Below are 22,719 nucleotides of genomic sequence, written 5' to 3'. Positions count from 1 at the left end.
GGTTGAGTCATAGAACCTGTGCCGGCATAGGGTACTGCCGGCGGCGGGGACTCACAAGGGGGTCAGGGGTTGATTGCAGTGGCGGCACAGGTAGCGGGCTTGGCCACGGCGTACCTTGTTGTGGCGGCGCACCGTCAGGGCATGATCCTGACAGCCGCAGCGATAGGGAAACGTCTGTGGGGCGACGGAGCTGATGTCGAAGCTGTGGCGAGCCCGGGGAGCACAGCCAAATACCTGGCTCATCAGGGTCTGCCATTCGTGGCCATGGGGGCGGACTCTGCCGTGCAGCTGCCAGGCGATAAGGTGGGCCACCTCATGGGGCACCACCTCCGCCAGGAAGATGTCCGGGTTCTCGGCCAGCAACACCGGATTGAAGCGCAGGCGATTTTCATGAAGGTGGGCGGCACCGGCACTCTGCCCCCTCAGCTTCAGGCTGACCTGGGGTCTGGGAAAGGCCCGCTCCAGGTGCTGTTCGGCGGTGAGGTAGCAGGCCTCCACCCGCTCCGCCAGGGCCTGCTGCAGTGCGGTCACACCTGCTCCTCCAGCTCGGTGCCGCAGTGATTGCAGAAGCGGGCGTCCTGGTCGTGGCCGGAGCGGTCACAGTTTTCACAGCGGCGCAGGTCCCGGTGCAGACTCATCTCCTGATGGATGGTGGCGGTAAAGATGCCGGTGGGCACCGCCAGCACCGAGTAGCCCAGGATCATGGTGACCGAGGCCACCAGCTGGCCCAGGGTGGTCTGGGGGCTGATGTCGCCATAACCCACCGTGGTGATGGTGACGATCGCCCAGTAGATCCCCTTGGGGATGCTGGTAAAGCCGTGGACCGGCCCCTCCAGGATGTACATCACCGACCCCATGACGCAGGCCAGCAGCAGTACGAAGGTGAAGAACACGGTGATCTTGCGCAGGGACCCCTTGATGGAACGCCACAGCAGGTTGGCCTCCGCCAGGTAGCGAATCGCCTTGACGATGCGGAACACCCGCATCACCCGCAGCAGCCTGAGCACCAGCAGGTACTGGGTGCCGGGCAGCAGCAGTTGCAGGTAGGTGGGCAGGATCGCCAACAGATCGATGACGCCGTAGAAGCTGCGGGCGTAGTGGCTGGGTTTGGGGGAGGCCCACAGCCGCACCAGGTACTCGAAGGAGAACAACAGGGTGAAGCCCCATTCGGCGTACCAGAACAGCTGGCCATGCTGTCCGTGGAGGGCATCGATGGAGTCGAGCATCACCACCAGCACGCTGAGGAGGATCATCCCCAGCAGGAACAGGTCGAACGCCTTGCCGGCCGGGGTGTCGGTGCCGAAGATGATGTCGAACACCCGCTGTTTGAGACTTGGGTTACTCATGGTGTTGCTGCTCTATCAGAGGGCGCCGATCGCCTGGGTCAGCATGGCACGGATCTGGGCGACGATGGCCGCTTCGGTGTCCGCTTCGTACTGGGCGATTCTCGGGGTATGGATGTGGCCGGTGGGCACCCTGGCCTCCAGCAGGTTGCCCAGGCGGATGCTGCGGTAGCTGATCTCGTTGGAGAGGTAGCCGCCGCCGGAGCCGGAAACCGAGGTCTGCCCTGACAGTTCTTCCAGGCTGGTGGCCTCAAATTCGCCTTTCTCCAGGGTGGCCACCTGATGATTGTCGTTGATTTTCCAGGGGCCTTTTGCCTTTTGCAGGGCGGCCACCGGCAGGGAGAACTCGACAAACTCTGGGCCGGCCAGGGCCTGTTCCATCAGCCTGGGGGGGAGGGGCGCCTCCTTGGTGGCCCCGGTAAAGAGGTTGCGGTTGCCCGGCGCCTTGGCACTGCGATTCAGACCGGGAAAACGCTCCAGATCGAAGTCGCTGCGGCCCATGGAGATGGTGACCACCATGTCCACCTGGCTGTTCTCGAGGTAGGGGGTGAGCAAGGATTCAATCAGCCCCTGGTCAAAGTCCTCGAAACGCACCGGAATCATCGCCGCTTCCACCTGGGCGGTGCGGCCATTGAGGTGCAGTATCTGGCCATCCAGGGCCAGCGCCGCCAGGCCGGAGGGGTTGGACTGATTCAGGTGTCTGTCCAGGAAGAAGGGGTCGAAGCCGGTGACCAGAATCTTCAGGTCTGCCCCTTTGTTGAAGCGGATGTCGCTCATGCCGCGGGAGGCGCGTTCGAAGGCGTCGATGCTGACCTGTTGCTGCCAGTCGGCCGGTTGATAGCCCGGTGCCTGTTGCTTTATCTCCCGGCGCACCCACAGACGGCTCCAGTAGAGGGGGCGGTCATCCAGGGCGCCAGATTGCACCCGTGCCACGGCGTGGCGCCACAGCCGGCTGCCAGCCAGGGTCATCGCCTGGGTGTGCTGTTGCTCATCGGCGGCACTGCGGTGGTGGTCGATGGTGCCGTCGCTGATGGGGGCCAGGGGGGACAGCAGCTCAGGCAGGTCGGTTTCCACCTGGGCAACCCTCAGTTCCTCCGGGTCCAGCGGGGTGGCATTCAGGGACAGGCTGAACAGGGCCAGCAGGGCAAGGTATCGCATCGGGATCTCCCTATCTTATTTTTGCTGTCAGAGTACCACAGATGATCATCGCTACCCGGAAACAAAAAGAGGTGCCCTGGGGCACCTCTTCGGTCTTGGCTGAATCGCCCGGATTACAGGCCGGCGTCGGCGCGCAGGGCTTCTGCCTTGTCGGTCTGCTCCCAGGGGAACTCGACGCGGCCGAAGTGGCCGTAGGCGGCGGTGGGGGCGTAGATGGCACGCTCCAGCTTCAGCATCTCGATCAGGCCATAGGGGCGCAGGTCGAAGTGACGGCGGACCAGTTCGATCAGCTTCTCTTCGGGCAGCTTGCCGGTGCCGAAGGTTTCGATGCTGATGGAGGTCGGCTCGGCCACACCGATGGCGTAGGATACCTGGATCTCGCAGCGCTCGGCCAGGCCGGCTGCCACGATGTTCTTGGCTACGTAGCGGGCTGCGTAGGCGGCGGAACGGTCAACCTTGGAGGGATCCTTACCGGAGAAGGCACCACCACCGTGACGGGCCATGCCGCCGTAGGTGTCTACGATGATCTTGCGGCCGGTCAGGCCACAGTCACCCATTGGGCCACCGATAACGAAACGGCCAGTTGGGTTGATGAAGAACTTGGTGTCCTTGTTGATCCACTCGGTCGGCAGCACGGGCTTGATGATGGTTTCCATCACCGCTTCGCGCAGATCGTCGGTGGAGACACTGTCACAGTGCTGGGTGGACAGAACCACCGCGTCGATACCGGAGACTTTGCCGTTCTCGTAGGCGAAGGTCACCTGGGACTTGGCATCGGGACGCAGCCAGGGCAGGGTGCCGTTCTTGCGCACTTCAGCCTGACGCTTCACCAGACGGTGAGAATAGGTGATGGGGGCAGGCATCAGCACGTCGGTTTCGTTGCTGGCGTAGCCGAACATCAGACCCTGGTCGCCGGCGCCCTGCTCACGAGGATCGGTTTTGTCCACACCCTGGTTGATGTCGGGAGACTGTTTGCCGATGGCAGACAGGACCGCACAGGAGTTGGCGTCGAAGCCCATGTCGGAGTGGATGTAGCCGATGTCACGGACGGTCTGGCGGGTGATCTCTTCGATATCAACCCAGGCGGAGGTGGTGATCTCACCGCCGACCATCACCATACCGGTCTTCACATAGGTTTCGCAGGCTACACGAGCCTTGGGGTCCTGGGCCAGGATGGCGTCCAGGACGGCGTCGGAGATCTGGTCGGCGATCTTATCGGGATGGCCTTCAGATACGGACTCAGAGGTAAACAGATGACGTGCCATGGCAATCAACTCTCACATTAGAAACTGGGGAAAGATGCGGAATTTCAACCGATAAGCACACATCGCTCGGAATCGACTGGTTGGACGCATCTACATCTAGACGGCTATTTTATGTATTTGCCACCCAAAATCCAGTGATGTTGAGGGTATTTTTTTACCTTGAGCGTGAAATGGGCGTTACAGCAAGGCTCAGCCAGCATCGATCCAGTGTCAGGGGGAGGATTCATGGTGAGTCTCTCTGTGGCGCAAAATATAATCGTTGGTTTCTCTGGCGCAATCCTGACAAAGGGGGTATAAAGCGCTCGGGTGGGGCCTTCTCCCCAAACAGATTTCAATAAACTGAGGTTTTATGGTTCTCGTGGCATAAGCCGCCCGATGTGACAGTTCACGTTGGAGCGGCAACCGGTAGGATTTAGCACAATGATGATGATATCCCCCTCTTTCGGACTCTTCTGGTCCGGGTCGCGACCCTCGATCTCCGTTTTATCTACACTCTTTCTACATGAGTCTGCCCGCCAGTTGGGACAGACGCGAAATGGTTCGGAGACCGCGCAATGAGCGACAAGCATTACAAAGAAACCCTCTACCCAGGTTATGGCCAGGAGTTCGGCATGGACAAGGTGCTGTTCCGCGCCCCCACCGAACATCAGGAGCTGATCATCTTTGAGAATGAGCGCTTTGGCCGGGTGATGGCGCTGGACGGCATTATCCAGACCACCGAAGCCGATGAGTTCATCTACCACGAGATGCTGACCCATGTGCCCCTGCTGGCCCACGGCAGCGCCAACAAGGTGCTGATCATCGGCGGTGGCGATGGCGGCATGCTGCGTGAGGTGATCAAGCACCAGGGCGTGGAGCGGGTGGTTCAGGTGGAGATCGATAACACCGTTATCGAGATGTGCAAGGAGCACCTGCCCAACCACAGCCAGGGGGCCTTCGACGACGCCCGGGTGGAGATTGTCATCGATGACGGCAAAGCGTTCGTGCTGAACTGCAAGGAGAAGTTCGATGTGATCATCTCCGACTGCACCGATCCTATCGGACCCGGTGAGGCCTTGTTCGAGTCCGACTTCTACAAGGGCTGCAAGCAGTGCCTGACCGAAGGCGGCATCTTCGTGGCCCAGAACGGCGTGCCCTTCATGCAGGCCGGTGAAGCCGAAACCACTTATCAGCGACTGGCGCCCTATTTTGGCGATCGCCACTTCTACGTGGCGGCGGTCCCCACCTACATCGGTGGTGTGATGAGCTTCGCCTGGGCCAGTGACAATGCCCAGGCGCGCCAGGTGAGCCTGGAGACCATCAGTGCCCGCTTTGCCGCTGCTGGCATCAGCACCAAGTACTATAACCCCGGCATCCACCTGGGCAGCTTCGCCCTGCCGCAATACCTGGTGGATCGTCTGGCCAAGGTGAGCTGACGGAGGAAACGCCATTGAGCTGGAGTAGTCGCGACGCCCATCAACTCTATAATGTTCCCTATTGGGGACGGGGTTACTACGGTGTAAACGGTGAGGGTCAGGTTGAGGTGCGCCCCAACCCGGCCAACCCTCAGATCAGCCTGTCGCTGTCGAAGTTGACGGAGCAGCTGATTCAGGACCGGGGCGCCCAGCTGCCTATGCTGGTGCGCTTTCCCCAGATCCTGCACTCTCAGGTGCAGGGGCTGTGCAGCGCCTTTACCACCGCCATCAACGAGTATGGCTACCAGGGCCAGTACCTGGCGGTCTACCCCATCAAGGTGAATCAGCAGCGCACCGTGGTGCAGGAGCTGCTGGCTGGAGGGGGCCAGTCCCTGGGGCTGGAAGCGGGCTCCAAGCCTGAGCTGCTGGCGGTACTGGCCATGGCCCAGGACAGTGCCCAGGTGATCGTCTGTAACGGTTACAAGGACCGGGAGTATGTGCGCCTGGCCCTGCGTGGCCAGCAACTGGGTTACCAGGTGTTCCTGGTGATTGAGAAGATGTCTGAACTGCAGCTGGTGCTGGAGGAGGCCGAGGCCCTGGGTGTGTCCCCGTTATTGGGGGTGCGTGCCCGGCTGGCGTCCCAGGGCAAGGGTAAGTGGCAGGCATCCGGTGGCGAGAAGTCCAAGTTTGGCCTGTCTGCCGCTCAGATCCTCAAGCTGGTGGAGACCCTGAGGGAGTCCGGTCGGTTGGAGTGTTTGCAGCTGCTGCATTTCCACCTGGGCAGTCAGATCGCCAACATCCGCGACATTCAGAAGGGGCTGACCGAGTGTGGCCGCTTCTATATGGAGCTGCGTAAGCTGGGAGCTCCCATCACTACGGTGGATGTGGGTGGCGGCCTGGGTGTGGACTATGAGGGGACCCGCAGTCAGAGCAACTGTTCGGTGAACTACTCGCTGCAGGAGTACGCCAACAACGTGGTGTACGCCATCGGTGATGTCTGCCGCCAGTACCATCTGCCTCACCCCAGATTGATCTCCGAGTCGGGCCGGGCGATGACCGCCCACCACGCGGTGCTCATTGGTGACGTGATCGGGGTGGAGGCCTATGAGCCGGAGATCCTGCCCCCTCCGGGCAACGGCGCGCCGCTGGTGCTGAAGAACATGTGGCAGACCCTGCAGGAGGTGCGCGAGCACACCGACGCCCGCGCCCTGGGGGAAACCTACCACGACACGGTGAACGACCTGGCCGACGTGCACGCCAAGTACAACTATGGCCTGCTGGACTTGTCCCAGCGCGCCTGGGCGGAGCAGGTGCATCTGCAGGTGTGTTACGAGGTGTCCAAGGAGCTGTCGCCGAAAAACCGCTCTCACCGGCCCATCATCGATGAGCTCAACGAGAAGCTGGCGGACAAGTTCTTTGTGAACTTCTCCTTGTTCCAGTCCCTGCCCGATGCCTGGGGCATCGATCAGGTGTTCCCGGTGCTGCCCCTGTCCGGACTGGAGAGTAAGCCGGACCGGCGGGCGGTGATCCTGGACATCACCTGTGACTCCGACGGCACCATCGATCAGTACGTGGATGGCCAGGGAATCGAGACCACCCTGCCGATGCCCGCCTGGAGTGCCGAGCACCCCTACCATGTGGCGTTTTTCATGGTGGGTGCCTACCAGGAGATCCTGGGGGACATGCACAACCTGTTTGCGGACACCGATGTGGTGGACATCAAGCTGCAGGACGATGGTGAGATCGAGGTGGTGGAGTACCTGCCCGGTACCCGGGTCAACGAGGTGCTGGAGTACGTCAACCTGGATCCCGAGTGGATGCTGGAGCGTTATCGCTCCCGGCTGGAGTCCTGCAATCTGGCGGACGGTCAGCGGGATGAGGCTCTCATCGATCTGGAACAGGGGCTGGTTGGCTACACCTACCTGGAGCCCTGATAGGGAAAAATTCGCTTTTTCAGTGGGTAGCTCTCTATGAAACGGCCGAAAGGCCGTTTTTTTATGGGAATAGTTTGCTAAGGGGGTCACAAATGGCGAAAATATGCCACCTGATTTAGGGCGCGTTTATCTTTGGTGTTGAGAGTTTGGCCGAGGATGACGGCAACCAATCAAGAAGTTCGATTGAAGGCATAGTGGTTCTACGTCAAAGTCGAACGACGCAGAGTGGTTGTTGTCAGGCCGGCCCCGAAGGGCGCAGCGATCAGCCAGGATGTGCCCAATATCGAGCGAATTCAAAACACCCAGATGCCACAGCGGCTGGGTGTTGGCGCAAAAAGACTCAGCAGAGATATGTGCGCCCTTAGGAGCATACCCCTACATATACAAGTTGGAGCCAAGATGTCATCTCGTAAAGAGCTAGCTAATGCTATCCGTGCCCTGTCCATGGATGCAGTTCAGAAAGCCAACTCCGGCCACCCCGGTGCCCCCATGGGCATGGCGGACATTGCCGAAGTCCTGTGGCGCGATTTTCTGAAGCACAACCCAGGCAACCCTGAGTGGGCAGATCGCGACCGTTTCATCCTGTCCAACGGCCATGGCTCCATGCTGCTGTATTCACTGCTGCACCTCAGCGGCTATGATCTCAGCATCGACGACCTGAAGAATTTCCGTCAGCTGCACTCTCGCACTCCTGGTCACCCTGAGTACGGTTACGCCCCTGGTGTCGAGACCACCACAGGCCCTCTGGGTCAGGGCATCACCAACGGCGTGGGCATGGCCCTGGCCGAGAAGGTGCTGGCCGCTCAGTTCAACCGTGAGGGTCACGAGATTGTCGATCACCACACCTATGTGTTCATGGGTGACGGCTGTCTGATGGAGGGGATCTCCCACGAAGCCTGCTCCCTGGCCGGTACCCTGAAGCTGGGCAAACTGGTGGCGTTCTGGGATGACAACGGCATCTCCATCGACGGTCACGTTGAAGGCTGGTTCACCGACGACACTCCTGCCCGTTTCGAATCCTACGGCTGGCACGTAATCCGAGACATCGACGGTCACAACCCAGAGCAGATCAAGGCTGCCATCGAAGCCGCCAAGGCGGAGTCTGACAAGCCTACCCTGATCTGCACCCGCACCATCATCGGCTTCGGTTCCCCCAACAAGTCCGGCTCCCACGACTGCCACGGCGCCCCACTGGGTGATGCCGAAATCGCCGCAGCCCGTGAGTTCCTGAACTGGCCCCACGCGCCTTTCGAGATCCCTGCCGACGTCAAGCAGGCCTGGGACGGCAACGAAGTAGGCGCCGCCAAGGAAGCGGACTGGAATCAGCGCTTTGACGCCTACGCCGCCGCATACCCTGAGCTGGCTGCCGAGCTGAAACGTCGCATGGCCGGCGATCTGCCCGCCGACTGGGAAGAGAAGGCCGCGGCCTACATCGCCGACCTGCAGGCCAACTCCACCAAGGTAGCGACCCGCAAAGCGTCTCAGAACTGCCTGAATGCCTTCGGCCCGATGCTGCCTGAGTTCCTGGGCGGCTCCGCCGACCTGGCCCCCTCCAACCTGACCATCTGGGACGGCTCCAAGTCCGTGACTCCGGATGACGCGTCCGGCAACTACATCCACTACGGTGTGCGTGAGTTCGGCATGAGCGCCATCATGAACGGTGCCACCCTGCATGGTGGTTTCAAGCCTTACGGCGCCACCTTCCTGATGTTCATGGAGTACGCTCGTAACGCGGTGCGTATGGCGGCGCTGATGAAGCAACCCTCCATCTTCGTCTACACCCACGATTCCATCGGCCTGGGTGAAGATGGCCCGACTCACCAGCCTGTTGAGCAGATTGCGTCCCTGCGTATGACCCCCAACGTGAGCACCTGGCGCCCCTGTGACTCGGTGGAGTCCGCCGTCGCCTGGAAGCACGCCGTTGAGCGTAACGACGGTCCTACCTCGCTGATCTTCTCCCGTCAGGGACTGGCGCCCATGGCCCGTGACGCTCAGCAACTGGCCGACGTGGCCAAGGGTGGTTATGTGCTGAAGGACAGTGCCGGTACCCCAGAGCTGATTCTGATCGCTACCGGTTCCGAAGTGGAGCTGGCGATGGACGCGGCCGCAGTGCTGGAAGCTCAGGGCAAGGCGGTTCGTGTGGTGTCCATGCCCTGTACCGATGCGTTCGACGCCCAGAGCGCCGAGTACAAGGAATCCGTACTGCCTGCTGCCATCAGCAAGCGCGTGGCCATCGAAGCCGGCATCGCCGACTACTGGTACAAGTACGTGGGTCTAAACGGCAAGGTGATCGGCATGACCACCTTCGGCGAGTCTGCCCCAGCCGGTGAGCTGTTCAAGATGTTCGGCTTCACCGTCGACAACGTTGTCGAGGCCGCCAACGCCCTGTAAGCCAGCTCCTAGGGGCTGTTGATCTTTGGTGGTGAGAATTTGGCCGAGGATGACGACAACCAATCAAGAGGTTCTACGTCAAATATCGAACGACGCAGAGTGGTTGTCGTCAGTCCGGCCCCGAAGGGCGCCAATTTAACTCGATACTGACCAACTCCAAGTAATTGCCAAAGCGAGTTGATACCGAGTCAATCTAGGGTTGGCGCAAAAATATTCACTAAAGGTCAACAGTACCTAAATAATCCCCCGCCTCGTCGGGGGATTTTTTTGCCCGTTTGCCAGTGGGTTGCCCAAGGGCCTCAATAAAAGCCCGGCAGAATTCTCTGAAATTGCACCAATTTGTCTACACTTGTCAGTCGGATTGACTGCCTGCCAGGTGAGTTCCATGTGCTGGAGAGGATTGGGTTGGTTGTTGGGCTGCTGCCTGAGTGTCGGTGTCGTGGCCTCCCCGGCGGTGGTGTTCTCCGGTGACAGCAGCTATGGGGAGATGACCCAGTGGCAGCCTGACGGCAGTTTTAAGGTGGTGGTGTGGTTTGCCAGCATCAACCCAGATCCCAACGCCCGCACCATGGTGCTCACCTCTGAAGATTCCAGCGAATTTCTCTCCTTTACCCACACCGGTGTTCAGGGGCGCTGGGGGGGGCGATACCCGGGGATCTACGGCAAGTTTGCCTTCAACGATACCGGCTATGCGGAGTTCGTGGTGGAGCCTGGGGTGCTCACCGCATCGGACGGTGTGGTGACCCACAGCGTGTCCGATGGTGCCATCGATCCTGTCGCCGTGGGCTATGGCTGGATCTATCGTCGCGGCTACAAGGATTACTCCACCGGCGCCCTGCAGGGGCTGGCGCTGATGGATCTGCAGACGCCGAGCAACTCCAGGGCCTATGGGGTGCTGTTCGGTGAGGGGATGGTCAGCCTGCAGGGGCAGGCGATCACTCTCTTTGGCGTCGGCGAGGGAGACTGGATTACCGCCTCAGTCACCCCCCAGAACCCGGATCCCAACCTGTTCGATCCACAAGCCTGGCAGGCCCTGTTCGGTGATGGCACTGTGCCCCCGCCAGAGCCAGAGCCAGAGCCAGAGCCAGAGCCAGAGCCAGAGCCAGAGCCAGAGCCAGAACCCTCCCCCATGACCCTGGCGACCCAGGCGGTGTACTTCGATGGCGTCTCCGCCTACGGCACCCTGACCCCGTGGCAGGCCACCGGCCCCTTCCAGGTGTTTGCCTGGCTGGAATCCCTGGCCGATGACCCTGGTGAGCGCACCATACTGCTCAGTGATTCCGGGAGCAGTGAGTTTCTTGCCTTTAACCACGATACCGTCCAGGGGCGCTGGGGCAGCAAGTATCCGGGGATCTACGGTAAGTTCCGCTTCCAGGATTCAGGCTACCTGTGGATGAGGGTGGCGCCCGGCACCTTCAGCGCCTCCGATGGCGAGCGCACCTTTGAGGTGAGTGGCAGCACCATAGACCCGACCTCAGTCTCCTATGACCGACTGTTTCGCCGCGGCTACAGCGACTACTCCCAGGGTACCCTGCAGATGCTGGTGCTGATGGATGAGCAGACGCCGGCCAACTCCAGGGTGTACAGCTTCGAGCCCGAGAGTGGTATCTGGCTGTGGCAGTCCGGTGTCCAGGGACAGCTGTTCGGCGTGGGGCAGGATGATTGGCTGGCGTCCACCCGGGTGCCCACCAACCCGGATCCTGGGCAGTTTGATGACAGTTTATGGGTGGCTGATTTTGGCGAGGGCAGCACAACCCCAGCGCCTGAACCCGATCCGGAGCCTGAGCCAGAGCCCGAGCCCCCCATAGTGGTGGTGCCGGATACGGATCTGCTGACCGGCGCCAATGGCCGGGCGGTGCGGTTCGATGGCATCGATGACTATGGCCTGTTGCAGGAGTGGTCTCCCGAGGGCTGGCACCGAATCCTGGCCTGGCTGGAGCCTGTGGCCAGCGAGGGGCAGGTGGATACCGTGCTGATCAGCGATGCCGACAGTGGCGATCACATCGGCTATGGTCCCGGCCGGGTGTTTGGTCAGGTGGCGGGGCAGCCCTTCTCGGTGACTGGCCTGGCTCCGTATCAGTACCGCTATCTCCTGGTGGAGTTCCAGGAGGGGCTGATTCGGCTGTCAGACTCTCAGATGGAGCGCGAAGTGGCGATGAGTTCACTGGATCCCAAACTGCTTCACTGGCAGCGTCTCTATCAACTGGGCGACGGGCATTATCCCGGGGCACTGCGGGCACTGATGCTGTTCGACGGCCACAACAAGGACAACTCCCGCAGCTATGGCTTCGATGGGGTGCTGGGGATTGTGGAGCGGGGTGCCCAGTCTCAGAGTCTGACTCTGGTGGGGCCGACTCAGTCTGGTTGGCTGGAGGCGGTTGTTCCTCAGCCTCTGCCCAGCCCCCACGTCGGCTCCAAGGTGGCCTGGGACAGCTGGTTCGAGACCCAGTACCCAGTGGCCCGCCCGCTGATGACGGTTACCGAGGGCAACGACAACAACCGCCTGGCCTGGGAGGGACACTATTGGTTGCGTGCCTACGTGGATATGGCGGCGGCCTTCGACGATGACCGCTACCTGGAGTATGCGGTGGAGCTGGCGGATCACATGCTGGCCTACACCGATGAGCAGCGGGTTGCCCGCGGCGAGGTGAACCTGGGCGCCGAGCCCTATGAAGTGGCCCCCAAGTATTACCTCAACACACCGGGAGAGCCTGTGCCTGGCTGGCGGCGGGCGTATCGAGGCTGGCGAGCCGAGGTACTCAGTGATGGGATGATCCTAAGCGGCATCATGCGGCTGGTGGATCACATCAAGACCCGCAACAAGCAGAGTTATATGGCGGCGGCGGATCGCTACCTGGCCCGGACCCTGACCATCATCCGCAGCCATGACAGCTCTTACAGCAACACCAAGAACAGCGCCATCCCCGGCAGTTACCACTATGTGAACTACAAGAATGACAGCTACGGGGACAATGGCCTGTTCACCAAGCCCTTGCCCTACAACCACAGCCTGTCCATGGGCACGGCGATGTTGCTGGCTCACAGGCACGGCAGCGGGACCGGTGATCTGGCCATCAAGGCGGGGGAGCTGTTGATGTTTCTGCTGGACAGCTTCAGGCTGGAGTCAGATCGTCACTGCCGCTGGAGCTACGCCTTCGACCCCAAGGGGGAGGTGAGGGAGGTGGTGGAGGACCTGAACCATGGCCACCTGGATGTGGGCTTCCTGTTGCTGGCCCATGAGATGGGCCTGGCGGATCTCAGCAGTGAATTTCAATGTCTGGCCAACACCCTGACTGAGGTGATCTATCGTCCACCCGGGCTGATGAGCTATGGGGTGGACGGCAGTGGCATCAGTGATCGTTTTGAGCAGGCGGCCCTGGGGTACGACTGGCTGGAGCTGCACCCCTGGGATCCCAGGATAAACAGTGTACTGGCTCATCAGCTCTACCTGTACGCCAGGCCGGACTGGCATCGTGCCTTTGCCATCTGGGCCAGGGTGCTCAGGAAAGAGCAGGCGGCACAGTAGCTTACTAGGGCAGGATGACCTTGGCCGATTGTTTTTGCGCCAAAGCATGACCGCCTAGGGTCAACAGCCCCCAGGTTACTGAGGTCGGGTGCCCAGCTTCAGGTTGTGTTCGTCGGCAAAAAACAGCGCCTGGCGGCGGCGTTTGCCGATCACCAGGGCGGCTTCGTCGGCAAACATGAAGCACTTCCAGTTGCGGCGGAACACCGCCCAGTGGGTTTCGACCACGTGGTCGCTGCCGTAGCAGACCCAGACGATGGTGTTGTCGTCCCAGGCCAGGAAGGGCTCCACCTCGTCGGGCAGAGAGGGGTCGTCGCTGTCGAAGGCGGCTTCCCAGGCCAGAGTTTCCTGCCAGGTTTGCTGGTTGCGGGCCCAGTCCCCCTTTCTCAGGTCGGTGCAGTGGTTGGCGTTCTTGCTGATTTGCGCCTGCCACAGTTCATCGGAGGCCCTGGGGGTCAGGGGGCGGATATGGGACAGGTCCTTTTCGCTCACGTCCATATCCTGTCGTTTAAACACCCAGAGGTAGGGGTAATGTTCAAAGTCGCTGTACTTCATTGAAAGGGTCCGGTGCCTTAGGTCCGCACACTCTACCAGATGGTCTACCCTTATTCAGCCGCCCCGAAATGTAGATGAATCTTTAAATTCTGCTTTTTTGTAATTTAATTTCATAAAAGTTGGGCCCGTGTCACAAAACCCGTTCGGTTATCGATGTAACTTTAGGCATCACTTGTAAGGGAGCAACGTAATCATGGCAACTAGCAAAGAAATTGGTGCGCTGAAAAAACTGGTTCGCGCAAGCAATTTTCTCTCTGTAGCTCAAATTTACCTCAAGCAAAACGTACTGCTGCAGCGTGACCTGCAGCACGATGACATCAAGCCCCGCCTGTTGGGCCACTGGGGTACCTGCCCCGGCATCGCGTTCGTTTATGCCCACATCAACCGTCTTATCTGCAAGCACAACCGTCCCTTCCTCTACCTGGTAGGTCCAGGCCACGGCTTCCCCGCGGTACAGGCCAACCTGTTTATCGAAGGTTCGCTGTCTCACTTCTACCCTGAGACCATCCCGTACAAAGAAGCGGGCATGAAGCAGATCTGCGAGAAGTTCTCCGCAGCCTACGGTTACCCCTCTCACGCCAACCCTGAAGCCCCCGGCCAGATCCTGGAAGGCGGCGAACTGGGTTACTCTCTGGCGGTAGGCTACGGCGCTGCCCTGGATAACCCCGACCTGATCAACGTGGTTCTGGTGGGTGACGGTGAGTCCGAAACCGGTCCTCTGGCCGCCTCCTGGTACGCCAACCGCCTGCTGGATCCCAAGAACTCCGGCGCGGTACTGCCGATTCTGCACATCAACGGCTACAAGATCTCCGGTCCTACCCGTCTGGGTCGTATGGACGACGAAGAGATTCGCATGGAGTTCACCGGTCTGGGCTACGAAGTGCTGTTCGTTGACGATGAGAAAGAGGAGGACGTGTACGTTCAGATGGCTGATGCCATGGACCGCGCCTACGAGATCATCAACGACATTCAGACCCGCGCTCGCAACGGCGAAGATGTGTGCAAGCCCAAGTGGCCTGTCATCGCCATGCGCACCGCCAAGGGCTGGACCGGCACCAAAGAAGCCGATGGTAAGAAGCTGGAAGGCAACTGCGATTCCCACCAGGTTATCATCAACAACTGCGCCAAGGACCCTGAGCACCTGCGCATGTTGAACGAGTGGATGGCCAGCTACGGCTTCGATGAGCTGTACAAGATCGGAGATGACGGTTCCATCAAGTTCGATGCCGACATCGAGTCGCTGATCCCCCGTGAAGATCTGCGCATCGGTCGTCAGATCCTGTCCTACGGCGGTGAGGTGGTTCGTCCGCTGAACAAGCCTGACCTGAAGGGCCTGTCCTACGGTTCCGAGACCCCTCGCGGTCAGCGTGGCGTGTCCATGAACAAGATGGGTGAGTGGATGCGTGACGCATTCCGCCTCAACGCCGAGCAGAAGAACCTGCGTATCTTCTCTCCTGATGAGACCTATTCCAACCAGCTGCAGGCGGTATTCGAAGAGACCAGCCGTGCCTGGCAGTGGCCCATCAAAGAGTGGGACAACGACATGTCCCGCGACGGCCGCGTAATGGAACTGCTGTCTGAGAACCTGCTGTTCGGTATGCTGCACGGTTACACCGTGACCGGCCGTCACGGCATGTTCCCAACCTACGAAGCGTTCGCCCAGGTGGTTTCCTCCATGTGCGACCAGTACTGTAAGTACGTTTACGCGTCTCAGGGTGTGCCTTTCCGTAAGCCTGTGCCTTCCTGCAACGTCGTGCTGTCCTCCCTGCTGGAGCGCCAGGACCACAACGGCTACTCCCACCAGAACCCGTCTCTGCTGGGCGCCATGCTGGAGAAGCACCCCACCATCATCTCTGCCTACCTGCCCGCCGACGGCAACAGCACCCTGTGCTACACCGAGAAGGCGTTTGACGACCGCGATAAGCTGAACGTCATCGTGGCCGGTAAGAAGGAGCTGCCTCAGTGGCTGACCCTGGAAGAGGCCAAGAAGCAGTGTGCTGAAGGCATCATGACCTGGGACTTCGCCTCCGACGAGAACCCAGACGTGGTACTGGCTTCCTGTGGTGACTACGTGACCCAGGAGTGTATGGCTGCCCTGGTGCTGATCCGTGAGCTGCTGCCTACCCTGAAGATCCGCTTCGTGAACATCTCCGAGCTGACCTCCGACGGCATCGGCAGCCTGAAGTACGGCCAGAACCCCACTCTGCTGGATGAGTTCCTGACCAAGGACAAGGGCGTGGTGATCAACTACCACGGCTACCCCAACACCATCCACAAGCTGCTGTTCAACTATCCTGGCATCAAGCGTTGCCGCGTGAAGGGTTACGTTGAAGAGGGTTCCACCACTACCCCATTCGACATGGGTGTACGTAACGGTACCTCCCGTTACCACCTGGTTATCGACATGGCGTACAAGGCCTTCCAGCAGGGCGTGATCACCGATGCTCAGCACGTTGAGATCACCACCGACATGCTGCAGCGCCTGGTAGACCACAGGAACTACATCAAAGAGTTCGGTGTGGATCCCAAGGAGATCACCGATTGGGTTTGGTCTCGCTAAGACGCAGTGACTGACAATAAGAGGGCCTGATGGCCCTCTTTTTTTCAGGTGACTTTGTCTCAAATTCGGTGCCGAATTACTGAACGTGGGGATTTCGCCTGAGAATTGTCCGAATCTGCGCCGGGCTGATGTAGCTGGCTTTCATTTGATGGCTTTAGGCTGTCTTTTATTTACTGATTTGGGAGCAAAGCCACCCGCCGGCTCCGCCGACCATGGGGATAAGCCTTTGGGACGTGGCCTGTTCTGGGATAAAATGGCCGCCGCTGTAAAACCGATGAAGTGAATAGATGACAATACGGGTCGCCATCAATGGATTTGGCCGCATCGGCCGTTCTACTCTGCGAGCGCTCTATGAGAGCGGATTGCGGGAACAGATACAGGTCGTGGCCATCAATGAGCTGGCCTCACCGGAGGCGATCGCCCACCTGACCCAGTTCGATACCACCCACGGCCGCTTTGCCCAGTGCGTCAGCCTGGAGCAGGGGGCATTGAAAGTGGGGACAGACAGCATTGAACTGCTCCACTGCGCCGATCCGGCCCAACTGCCCTGGAAGCGGCTGGGGGTGGACATCGTGCTGGAGTGTACCGGCAAGCTGAGCAGCCGCGACGACGCCGGCCTGCATCTGCAGGCGGGGGCGGCCAAGGTGCTGTTTTCCCACCCGGCGGCCCCGGATGTGGACGCCACCGTGGTGTTTGGTATCAATGAGGCGCAACTGAAGCCGGAACACCGCATAGTGTCCAACGCCTCCTGCACCACCAACTGTTCGGTGCCGGTGATTACCCTACTGGATGAAGCCTTTGGCATAGAGCGCGGAGCCCTGACCACCATCCACTCCGCCATGCATGACCAGCAGGTGATCGACGCCTATCACGACGATCTGCGTCGCACCCGGGCCGCCAGCCAGTCCATCATTCCGGTGGACACCAGACTGGCCCGGGGAATTGAGAGAATACTGCCCCATCTGGCAGACAAATTTGAGGCCATTGCGGTGCGGGTGCCGACCATCAACGTCACCGCCATGGACCTGTCGCTGACCCTGAGGCAGCGAGTCGACATTGACAGCGTAAACCAGACCCTGGCCAAGGCGGCTCAGGGCAGGCTGCGCGGCATCCTGGACTATACTGAAGCGCCACTGGTCTCCAGTGATTTCAACCACGATCCCCACTCCTGCATCGTGGACGGAACCCAGACACGGGTGGCGGACGGCCACCTGGTGAAGTTGCTGATCTGGTGTGATAACGAGTGGGGCTTCGCCAACCGGATGCTGGATACCTGCCTGGCAATGTCGGCACAAGAACAGATTTGATTTAATCACTTTAAGAGGAATAACCATGAGCGTTATCAAGATGAAGGATCTGGCTCTGGCCGGTAAGCGAGTGCTGATTCGCCAGGACCTGAACGTGCCGGTCAAAGAGGGTAAGGTCACCTCCGATGCCCGTATCCGCGCGTCTCTTCCCACCATCAAGCTGGCCCTGGAGCAGGGCGCCAAGGTGATGGTGATGTCCCACCTGGGCCGCCCCACCGAGGGTGAGCCTGCTGCCGAGTTTTCTCTGCAGCCTGTGGTGGACCACCTGGCCAATGAGCTGGCGTGCCCCGTGCGTCTGGCCACCGACTACCTGGACGGTGTCGAGGTTGCCGAGGGTGAGCTGGTGATCCTGGAGAACGTTCGCTTCAACAAGGGCGAAAAGAAGGATGACGAGACTCTGTCCAAGGCCTACGCCGCCCTGTGCGACGTGTTCGTGATGGATGCCTTCGGTACCGCCCACCGCGCCCAGGCCTCCACCCATGGTGTGGCCAAGTTTGCCCCTGTGGCCTGTGCAGGCCCTCTGCTGGCCGGTGAGCTGGACGCCCTGGGCAAGGCCCTGGACAACCCGGCCCGCCCTCTGGTGGCCATCGTCGGTGGCTCCAAGGTGTCCACCAAGCTGACCGTACTGGAGTCACTGTCTCAGGTGGTGGATCAGCTGGTTGTGGGTGGCGGCATCGCCAACACCTTCATCGCGGCGGCTGGCCACAAGGTGGGCAAGTCCCTGTTTGAAGCCGACCTCATCGATCAGGCCAACACCCTGACCGCTCAGGCCCAGGGCCGCGGTGGTGACATCCCTGTGCCGACCGACGTCGTGGTGGGCAAGGAGTTTTCCGAGAGCGCCGAAGCCACCCTCAAGCCTGTGGCCGAGGTGGCCGACGACGACATGATCTTCGACATCGGCCCCGACAGCGCTGCGGCCCTGGCCGAGGTCCTCAAGTCTGCCGGCACCATCGTCTGGAACGGCCCAGTGGGCGTGTTTGAGTTTGACCAGTTCGGCAAGGGTACCGAGACCATTGCCCGTGCCATCGCCGAGTCCGACGCCTTCTCCATCGCCGGTGGCGGTGACACCCTGGCGGCGGTGGACAAGTATGAGATCGCCGATAAGGTCTCCTACATCTCCACCGGTGGCGGCGCCTTCCTGGAGTTCCTGGAAGGTAAGAAGCTGCCCGCGGTGGCCATGCTGGAGCAGCGCGCCCAGGGTTAACAGGCCCAGACCTCAATAACAATGAATTCAGGCGCGCGGGAAAGCGCGCCTAATAAGCCTTACATCTACAACAGGAGCTTTTCCCATGGCACTGATCTCTTTGCGCCAAATGCTGGACCACGCCGCGGAGCACAATTATGGTGTGCCCGCCTTCAACGTTAACAACCTGGAGCAGATGCGTGCCATCATGCAGGCCGCCGAAGCCACCGATTCCCCGGTGATCGTGCAGGCCTCCGCCGGTGCCCGTAAGTACGCCCGTCCCCAGTTCCTGCGCTACCTGATGAACGCCGCCCTGGAGCAGTACCCGGATGTGCCTGTGTGTATTCACCAGGACCACGGTACCTCTCCCGACGTCTGTCAGCGTTCCATCCAGATGGGCTTCAGCTCGGTGATGATGGACGGCTCCCTGCGCGAGGACGGTAAGACCCCTGCGGATTACGGGTACAACGTTCAGGTGACTCAGCGTACCGTTGCCTTCGCCCACGCTTGTGGTGTGTCTGTCGAGGGTGAGATCGGTTGCCTGGGCAGCCTGGAGACCGGCATGGCCGGTGAAGAGGATGGTGTGGGCGCCGAAGGCGTTCTGAGCCATGACCAACTGCTGACCGACCCTGAAGAGGCGGCCCGCTTTGTTGCCGCCACCAAGGTGGATGCCCTGGCCATCGCCATCGGTACCAGCCACGGTGCCTACAAGTTCTCCAAGAAGCCGACCGGTGACGTGCTGCGCATCGACCGCATCAAGGAGATTCACGCCCGTATCCCTGATACCCACCTGGTGATGCACGGCTCCTCCTCCGTACCTCAGGAGTGGCTGGCGGTGATCAACGAGTTCGGTGGCAACATCCCTGAAACCTATGGTGTGCCTGTTGAGGAGATCGTAGAGGGGATCAAGCACGGTGTTCGCAAGGTGAACATCGACACCGACCTGCGTCTGGCCTCTACCGGTGCGGTTCGTCGCTTCCTGGCGGAGAACCCGTCCGAGTTTGACCCGCGTAAGTTCCTGAAAGCCTCCATGGACGCCATGGCTCAGATCTGTACCGATCGCTACGAAGCCTTCGGCTGTGCTGGCATGGGGTCCAAGATGAAGCCTCTGTCTCTGCAGGCGATGTATAAGCGCTACCAGACTGGTGAGCTGGATCCCAAGGTCCACATCTAAGGCGAATTCACTCCAAACTGCCGAAACGCCCGCATTTGCGGGCGTTTTTTATGTTCATTTGTGATAACTTTGTCACAACTTCGCCCCCTGCTTTGGGGCGAGTTGTTTTAGGGATGCAGTAGAAAGGACTGGATGATGAACAAAACACTATTGGCCGTTGCCCTGATGGCGGCTTCTCCCTGGGCTGTGGCTGAAGATGCCACCGCCCCTGCCGGGAACGCTGAGCTGGGCTTTTCCAACACCACGGGTAACTCTGAAGTGACCACGGTGAAAGGCAAGGTGGAGTACAAGCACTGGCTGAGTGACTTCGAGAACCGTTACCTGCTGGAAGCCCTGTATGTGGAAGATGATCAGCAGGTGTCCAAGGAGCGTTACTACGGTGAAGCTCAGAGCAACTACCGCTTCAGCGAACACTCCTACCTGTTTGGCTTTGCCTCCAACGACATCGACAAGTTTTCCGGTTACCGCTACGTGGCCACCGCCGCCGCCGGTTACGGTCGCCGTCTCTACCAGGGCAATAAGATCCATCTCGACGGTGAGATAGGCCCAGGTTACAGCTACAAGCGGGTCGACCCGGCTCAGGCGCCGGACAACAGCAACGAGTCTTCCGTTATTGTCCGTGCCAACCTGGATTTCTGGTGGGCTTTCTCGGAGAACGCCGAGTTTCGTCAGAAGCTGGCGTCCGACATCAGCCTGTCCGGCTATGCCACCATCACCAAGGCAGAATCCTCGGTGACCGCCAGTCTGGTGGGGTCCCTGGCGATGAAGTTTGCCTTCGCGGTCAAACACACCACCAAGCCGGTGGATGACAAGGACTCTCTGGACACAGAGACCTCTATGACCCTTCTGTATAAGTTCTGATGGTGTCATAGGCCGGCCCTTCGGCGGCCCACTCCAGGCCGCCGGAACCGGCTCCCTCCCCCTGGCGCATCAGCGCCAGGGCATCCCCCAGCTCCATCTCTCCATCGAGCCAGCAGGCATTGAATTGCAAGTGGATGGGCGTGCCCCGGAAGCGGGCCATCATCTCTGCGGCGATCGCCTCCGCCTGTTGTGGCCGGCTGTCAGACACCAGCAGCAGGGTGTGATCCCCCACCTGGGCAATGCAGCTGTGCAGGGGCACCAGTGTGGCCAGTTGCTGGCGGATAAGATCCTGGTTGATCAGGCGGGTTTCATAGGGCGGGGTGATCTCCTGCTGCAAGCCGATGCGGATCAGCGCCGCCGGAGCCACCGCCCTGCGATAGAACAGCTGCAACTCGCGCATGCCGGCGACCGCCACAGAGGGTTCGGCGGGACTCATCAGGGTCAGCACCAGCTGACCGCGGTCGTCACTGGCATTGATCTTGGCCAGCAGCGGCAGAATACCCTGGTTGGCGGTGGCCAGCCACACCCGCTCTTCCCAGGCTTCGTCCCGCCCCAGGGTGGCGGTGATCCCCTTGGGGGTGATCCCTTCCGGCAGGCTCACCAAATCGGTGAGACTGAGCTTGCGGCAGGACTCCGCATCCAGCCCCAGCATCGACTGCAGGGAGGGATTGCTCAGCACCAGGTGGTAGTCGCTGTCCATCAGCGCCAGGCCGACGGGGGTGCGAGACAGGGAGCGATAGGCCTCCTCTTCATCGGTGATGGCATGAAGGTTGGCCACCACCAGAGGGTAATGCCCTTCCCCCTGGGTGTGGCACAGCTCTACGCTGAGCAGCTGCTGCATCTCTCGGGCGGGCAGCTGGCCGCGCCAATGTCCCTTCTCCAGGGCAATCTCCCAGCCATGACGGGCCAGGGAGGAGTCGAACAGCTTGGAGAACCACAGCGCTCCCTGACGGCCTCCCTTGAGGCCCAACATGTTGAGGGCGGTGGGGTTGCCGGAGAGCAGCTTGCCCGAGGTGGTGAACAGCAGGGTGCTGCCGGCATGCTGGTAGATCTGTTCGGTGATGTCCATGGCCAGTTTAAAGTGGCCTTGCTGGCGCAGCAGGCCATGCTTCTGGATGGTGAGCCAGCAGAGGAACAGCACCAGAACCAGGCCGGTGGCGCCCAGCAGGCGGCGGTGATCCCTGGCCAGCAGCTCCAGGTCATGGTCATCGAAGGAGGAGACCAGGTAGAAGGGCTCGAAATGGCCGGCGCTCACCTTGAGATAGAGGTAGTGGCGGTCATCCAGGGTCAGCTGGCCGAACTGCTGGCCACGGATTTCAGGCCATAGGGCGTTGTAGTTCGCCCGCTCCTCGCTGGTGAGACGGATCTTGCCGCCGGTGTGAGACACCTTGATGGGGTCGCCCTGGATGTCGAACATCACCAGGGGGATCTCGCCCATGCGGTCGGTGCGGTAGAAGGCGCTCAGGACCGGGGTGAGATCGGAATAGATGGCGGCGTACTCCACCCCATGAGGGTTACGGGGGATGGGGATCCGCTGCCAGTGTTCAATGCGGTGAAGCTTGGGATCCACCATCAGCGGGGAGTAACGCCCCAGCTCCTCACCCATGGCAGGCTGGTTGTCTGCTTGGCCGCCATAGCTGTTGAGCCCTTTGAGATCCGTGCCCACAACAAGGCGATTCTGTTCATCGTAGAGCTCGATGGCTTCGATGGCCTCAAACTTGTTGGAGAGCCCCTGCAGGTAGTTTTCCAGCAGGGGCTTGTCCAGCTGGGGATCGTCCAGCAGGAAGCGCAGCACCCCCAGCTGGGCGATGGCCTGGCCACGGGCCTGGAGAGAGAGCAGTCGGTCTGAGACCCGGTCGCTGAACAGTTGCACCTCGGAGAACCTGTGATTTCCCAGCTGTTCGCGTTGGGACTCCAGGTTGACGCCGAAGGCCCACCCCAGGATCACTGCGGTCAGGCAGACGATGACGGCGATCTGGCCCCAGAGGGTATCCACTCGTCGTCCCATGCTGCTCAGTTCCGGCAGGGAATCCAGTAAAGAGGAGAGTTTCGGTGTCATGTCAAATAAGGG

At 60.6% G+C, this 22,719-nt stretch carries 15 protein-coding genes; 9 read left to right on the top strand and 6 right to left on the bottom strand.

The annotated features are described in order from the left end of the window. Positions 1–51: 51 nt before the first annotated feature. From G505_RS0108870 to metK, 4 genes are all read right to left on the bottom strand, one after another. On the bottom strand, positions 52–531 hold the full coding sequence (locus G505_RS0108870; RefSeq protein WP_035385234.1) for a SprT family zinc-dependent metalloprotease: 480 nt from the start codon (positions 529–531) through the stop codon (positions 52–54). Next, positions 528–1,346 (bottom strand): ion transporter, encoded by an 819-nt coding sequence (locus G505_RS0108865; RefSeq protein ID WP_028109237.1) that lies wholly within the window; start codon positions 1,344–1,346, stop codon positions 528–530. The genes G505_RS0108870 and G505_RS0108865 overlap by 4 nt, the downstream gene beginning before the upstream one ends. Before the next feature lie 15 nt (positions 1,347–1,361). Beyond that, positions 1,362–2,501 (bottom strand): pyroglutamyl-peptidase I family protein, encoded by a 1,140-nt coding sequence (locus tag G505_RS0108860; protein WP_028109236.1) that lies wholly within the window; start codon positions 2,499–2,501, stop codon positions 1,362–1,364. Between the two features lie 113 nt (positions 2,502–2,614). Further along, the gene (metK, locus tag G505_RS0108855; protein WP_028109235.1) at positions 2,615–3,766 is read right to left on the bottom strand and encodes a methionine adenosyltransferase; all 1,152 of its coding nucleotides are present in this window, start codon (positions 3,764–3,766) and stop codon (positions 2,615–2,617) included. Positions 3,767–4,320: 554 nt separating this feature from the next. On the opposite strand from metK, the gene speE reads away from it, so the two are divergent. The 4 genes from speE (at position 4,321) to G505_RS23250 (ending at position 13,011) form a co-directional block, all read left to right on the top strand. Further along, entirely contained in the window at positions 4,321–5,181 is an 861-nt protein-coding gene (gene speE, locus G505_RS0108850; RefSeq protein WP_028109234.1) for a polyamine aminopropyltransferase, read from the top strand. A gap of 14 nt (positions 5,182–5,195) precedes the next feature. Continuing rightward, positions 5,196–7,094 carry a biosynthetic arginine decarboxylase gene (gene speA, locus G505_RS0108845; RefSeq protein ID WP_028109233.1) on the top strand — a complete coding sequence of 633 codons (1,899 nt, stop codon included), beginning with the start codon at positions 5,196–5,198 and terminating at the stop codon, positions 7,092–7,094. 399 nt (positions 7,095–7,493) lie between these two features. Further along, positions 7,494–9,485 (top strand): transketolase, encoded by a 1,992-nt coding sequence (gene tkt, locus G505_RS0108840; protein ID WP_028109232.1) that lies wholly within the window; start codon positions 7,494–7,496, stop codon positions 9,483–9,485. Between the two features lie 385 nt (positions 9,486–9,870). Beyond that, complete coding sequence (locus G505_RS23250; RefSeq protein ID WP_211219957.1) at positions 9,871–13,011, top strand: hypothetical protein; 3,141 nt, start codon at positions 9,871–9,873, stop codon at positions 13,009–13,011. Between the two features lie 75 nt (positions 13,012–13,086). Here G505_RS23250 and G505_RS0108830 read toward each other — a convergent pair whose 3' ends face one another. Next, a complete protein-coding gene (locus G505_RS0108830; RefSeq protein ID WP_028109230.1) occupies positions 13,087–13,563 on the bottom strand; it encodes a DUF2947 family protein in 477 nt (158 codons plus the stop codon). A gap of 193 nt (positions 13,564–13,756) precedes the next feature. Here G505_RS0108830 and G505_RS0108825 point away from each other — a divergent pair, with 193 nt between their 5' ends. The 5 genes from G505_RS0108825 (at position 13,757) to G505_RS0108805 (ending at position 20,648) form a co-directional block, all read left to right on the top strand. Then, positions 13,757–16,123, top strand: coding sequence for a phosphoketolase family protein (locus tag G505_RS0108825; protein WP_028109229.1), 2,367 nt, complete (start codon positions 13,757–13,759; stop codon positions 16,121–16,123). 287 nt (positions 16,124–16,410) lie between these two features. After that, positions 16,411–17,430: an erythrose-4-phosphate dehydrogenase gene (epd, locus tag G505_RS0108820; protein WP_028109228.1), complete on the top strand. Its 1,020-nt coding sequence runs from the start codon at positions 16,411–16,413 to the stop codon at positions 17,428–17,430. 25 nt (positions 17,431–17,455) lie between these two features. Next, positions 17,456–18,634 carry a phosphoglycerate kinase gene (locus tag G505_RS0108815; RefSeq protein WP_028109227.1) on the top strand — a complete coding sequence of 393 codons (1,179 nt, stop codon included), beginning with the start codon at positions 17,456–17,458 and terminating at the stop codon, positions 18,632–18,634. An 85-nt stretch (positions 18,635–18,719) separates the two neighbouring features. Next, positions 18,720–19,787, top strand: a complete 1,068-nt coding sequence (gene fba / locus G505_RS0108810) for a class II fructose-bisphosphate aldolase (RefSeq protein WP_028109226.1) — start codon at positions 18,720–18,722, stop codon at positions 19,785–19,787. Between the two features lie 135 nt (positions 19,788–19,922). Then, complete coding sequence (locus G505_RS0108805; RefSeq protein ID WP_028109225.1) at positions 19,923–20,648, top strand: DUF481 domain-containing protein; 726 nt, start codon at positions 19,923–19,925, stop codon at positions 20,646–20,648. Here the strand turns inward: G505_RS0108805 and G505_RS0108800 are convergent. Then, positions 20,623–22,656, bottom strand: coding sequence for a nitrogen regulation protein NR(II) (locus tag G505_RS0108800; RefSeq protein WP_157509140.1), 2,034 nt, complete (start codon positions 22,654–22,656; stop codon positions 20,623–20,625). The genes G505_RS0108805 and G505_RS0108800 overlap by 26 nt on opposite strands. Positions 22,657–22,719: the final 63 nt, after the last annotated feature.

It is taken from the genome of Ferrimonas futtsuensis DSM 18154 (genome assembly GCF_000422645.1).
Taxonomy (GTDB): Bacteria; Pseudomonadota; Gammaproteobacteria; order Enterobacterales; family Shewanellaceae; genus Ferrimonas; species Ferrimonas futtsuensis.
Note: the sequence above shows the minus strand (reverse complement) of the source record. Positions and strands in the feature narration are given on the sequence as shown.

Excerpts from the sequence above, each read along its gene's own strand:
- metK (WP_028109235.1), bottom strand. The coding sequence starts at position 3,766 with ATGGCACGTCATCTGTTTACCTCTGAGTCCGTATCTGAAGGCCATCCC.
- G505_RS0108860 (WP_028109236.1), bottom strand. The coding sequence starts at position 2,501 with ATGCGATACCTTGCCCTGCTGGCCCTGTTCAGCCTGTCCCTGAATGCC.
- G505_RS0108815 (WP_028109227.1), top strand. The coding sequence starts at position 17,456 with ATGAGCGTTATCAAGATGAAGGATCTGGCTCTGGCCGGTAAGCGAGTG.
- G505_RS0108800 (WP_157509140.1), bottom strand. The coding sequence starts at position 22,656 with ATGGGACGACGAGTGGATACCCTCTGGGGCCAGATCGCCGTCATCGTC.
- epd (WP_028109228.1), top strand. The coding sequence starts at position 16,411 with ATGACAATACGGGTCGCCATCAATGGATTTGGCCGCATCGGCCGTTCT.
- speE (WP_028109234.1), top strand. The coding sequence starts at position 4,321 with ATGAGCGACAAGCATTACAAAGAAACCCTCTACCCAGGTTATGGCCAG.
- G505_RS0108825 (WP_028109229.1), top strand. The coding sequence starts at position 13,757 with ATGGCAACTAGCAAAGAAATTGGTGCGCTGAAAAAACTGGTTCGCGCA.
- tkt (WP_028109232.1), top strand. The coding sequence starts at position 7,494 with ATGTCATCTCGTAAAGAGCTAGCTAATGCTATCCGTGCCCTGTCCATG.
- G505_RS23250 (WP_211219957.1), top strand. The coding sequence starts at position 9,871 with ATGTGCTGGAGAGGATTGGGTTGGTTGTTGGGCTGCTGCCTGAGTGTC.
- G505_RS0108830 (WP_028109230.1), bottom strand. The coding sequence starts at position 13,563 with ATGAAGTACAGCGACTTTGAACATTACCCCTACCTCTGGGTGTTTAAA.
- fba (WP_028109226.1), top strand. The coding sequence starts at position 18,720 with ATGGCACTGATCTCTTTGCGCCAAATGCTGGACCACGCCGCGGAGCAC.
- G505_RS0108865 (WP_028109237.1), bottom strand. The coding sequence starts at position 1,346 with ATGAGTAACCCAAGTCTCAAACAGCGGGTGTTCGACATCATCTTCGGC.
- G505_RS0108805 (WP_028109225.1), top strand. The coding sequence starts at position 19,923 with ATGAACAAAACACTATTGGCCGTTGCCCTGATGGCGGCTTCTCCCTGG.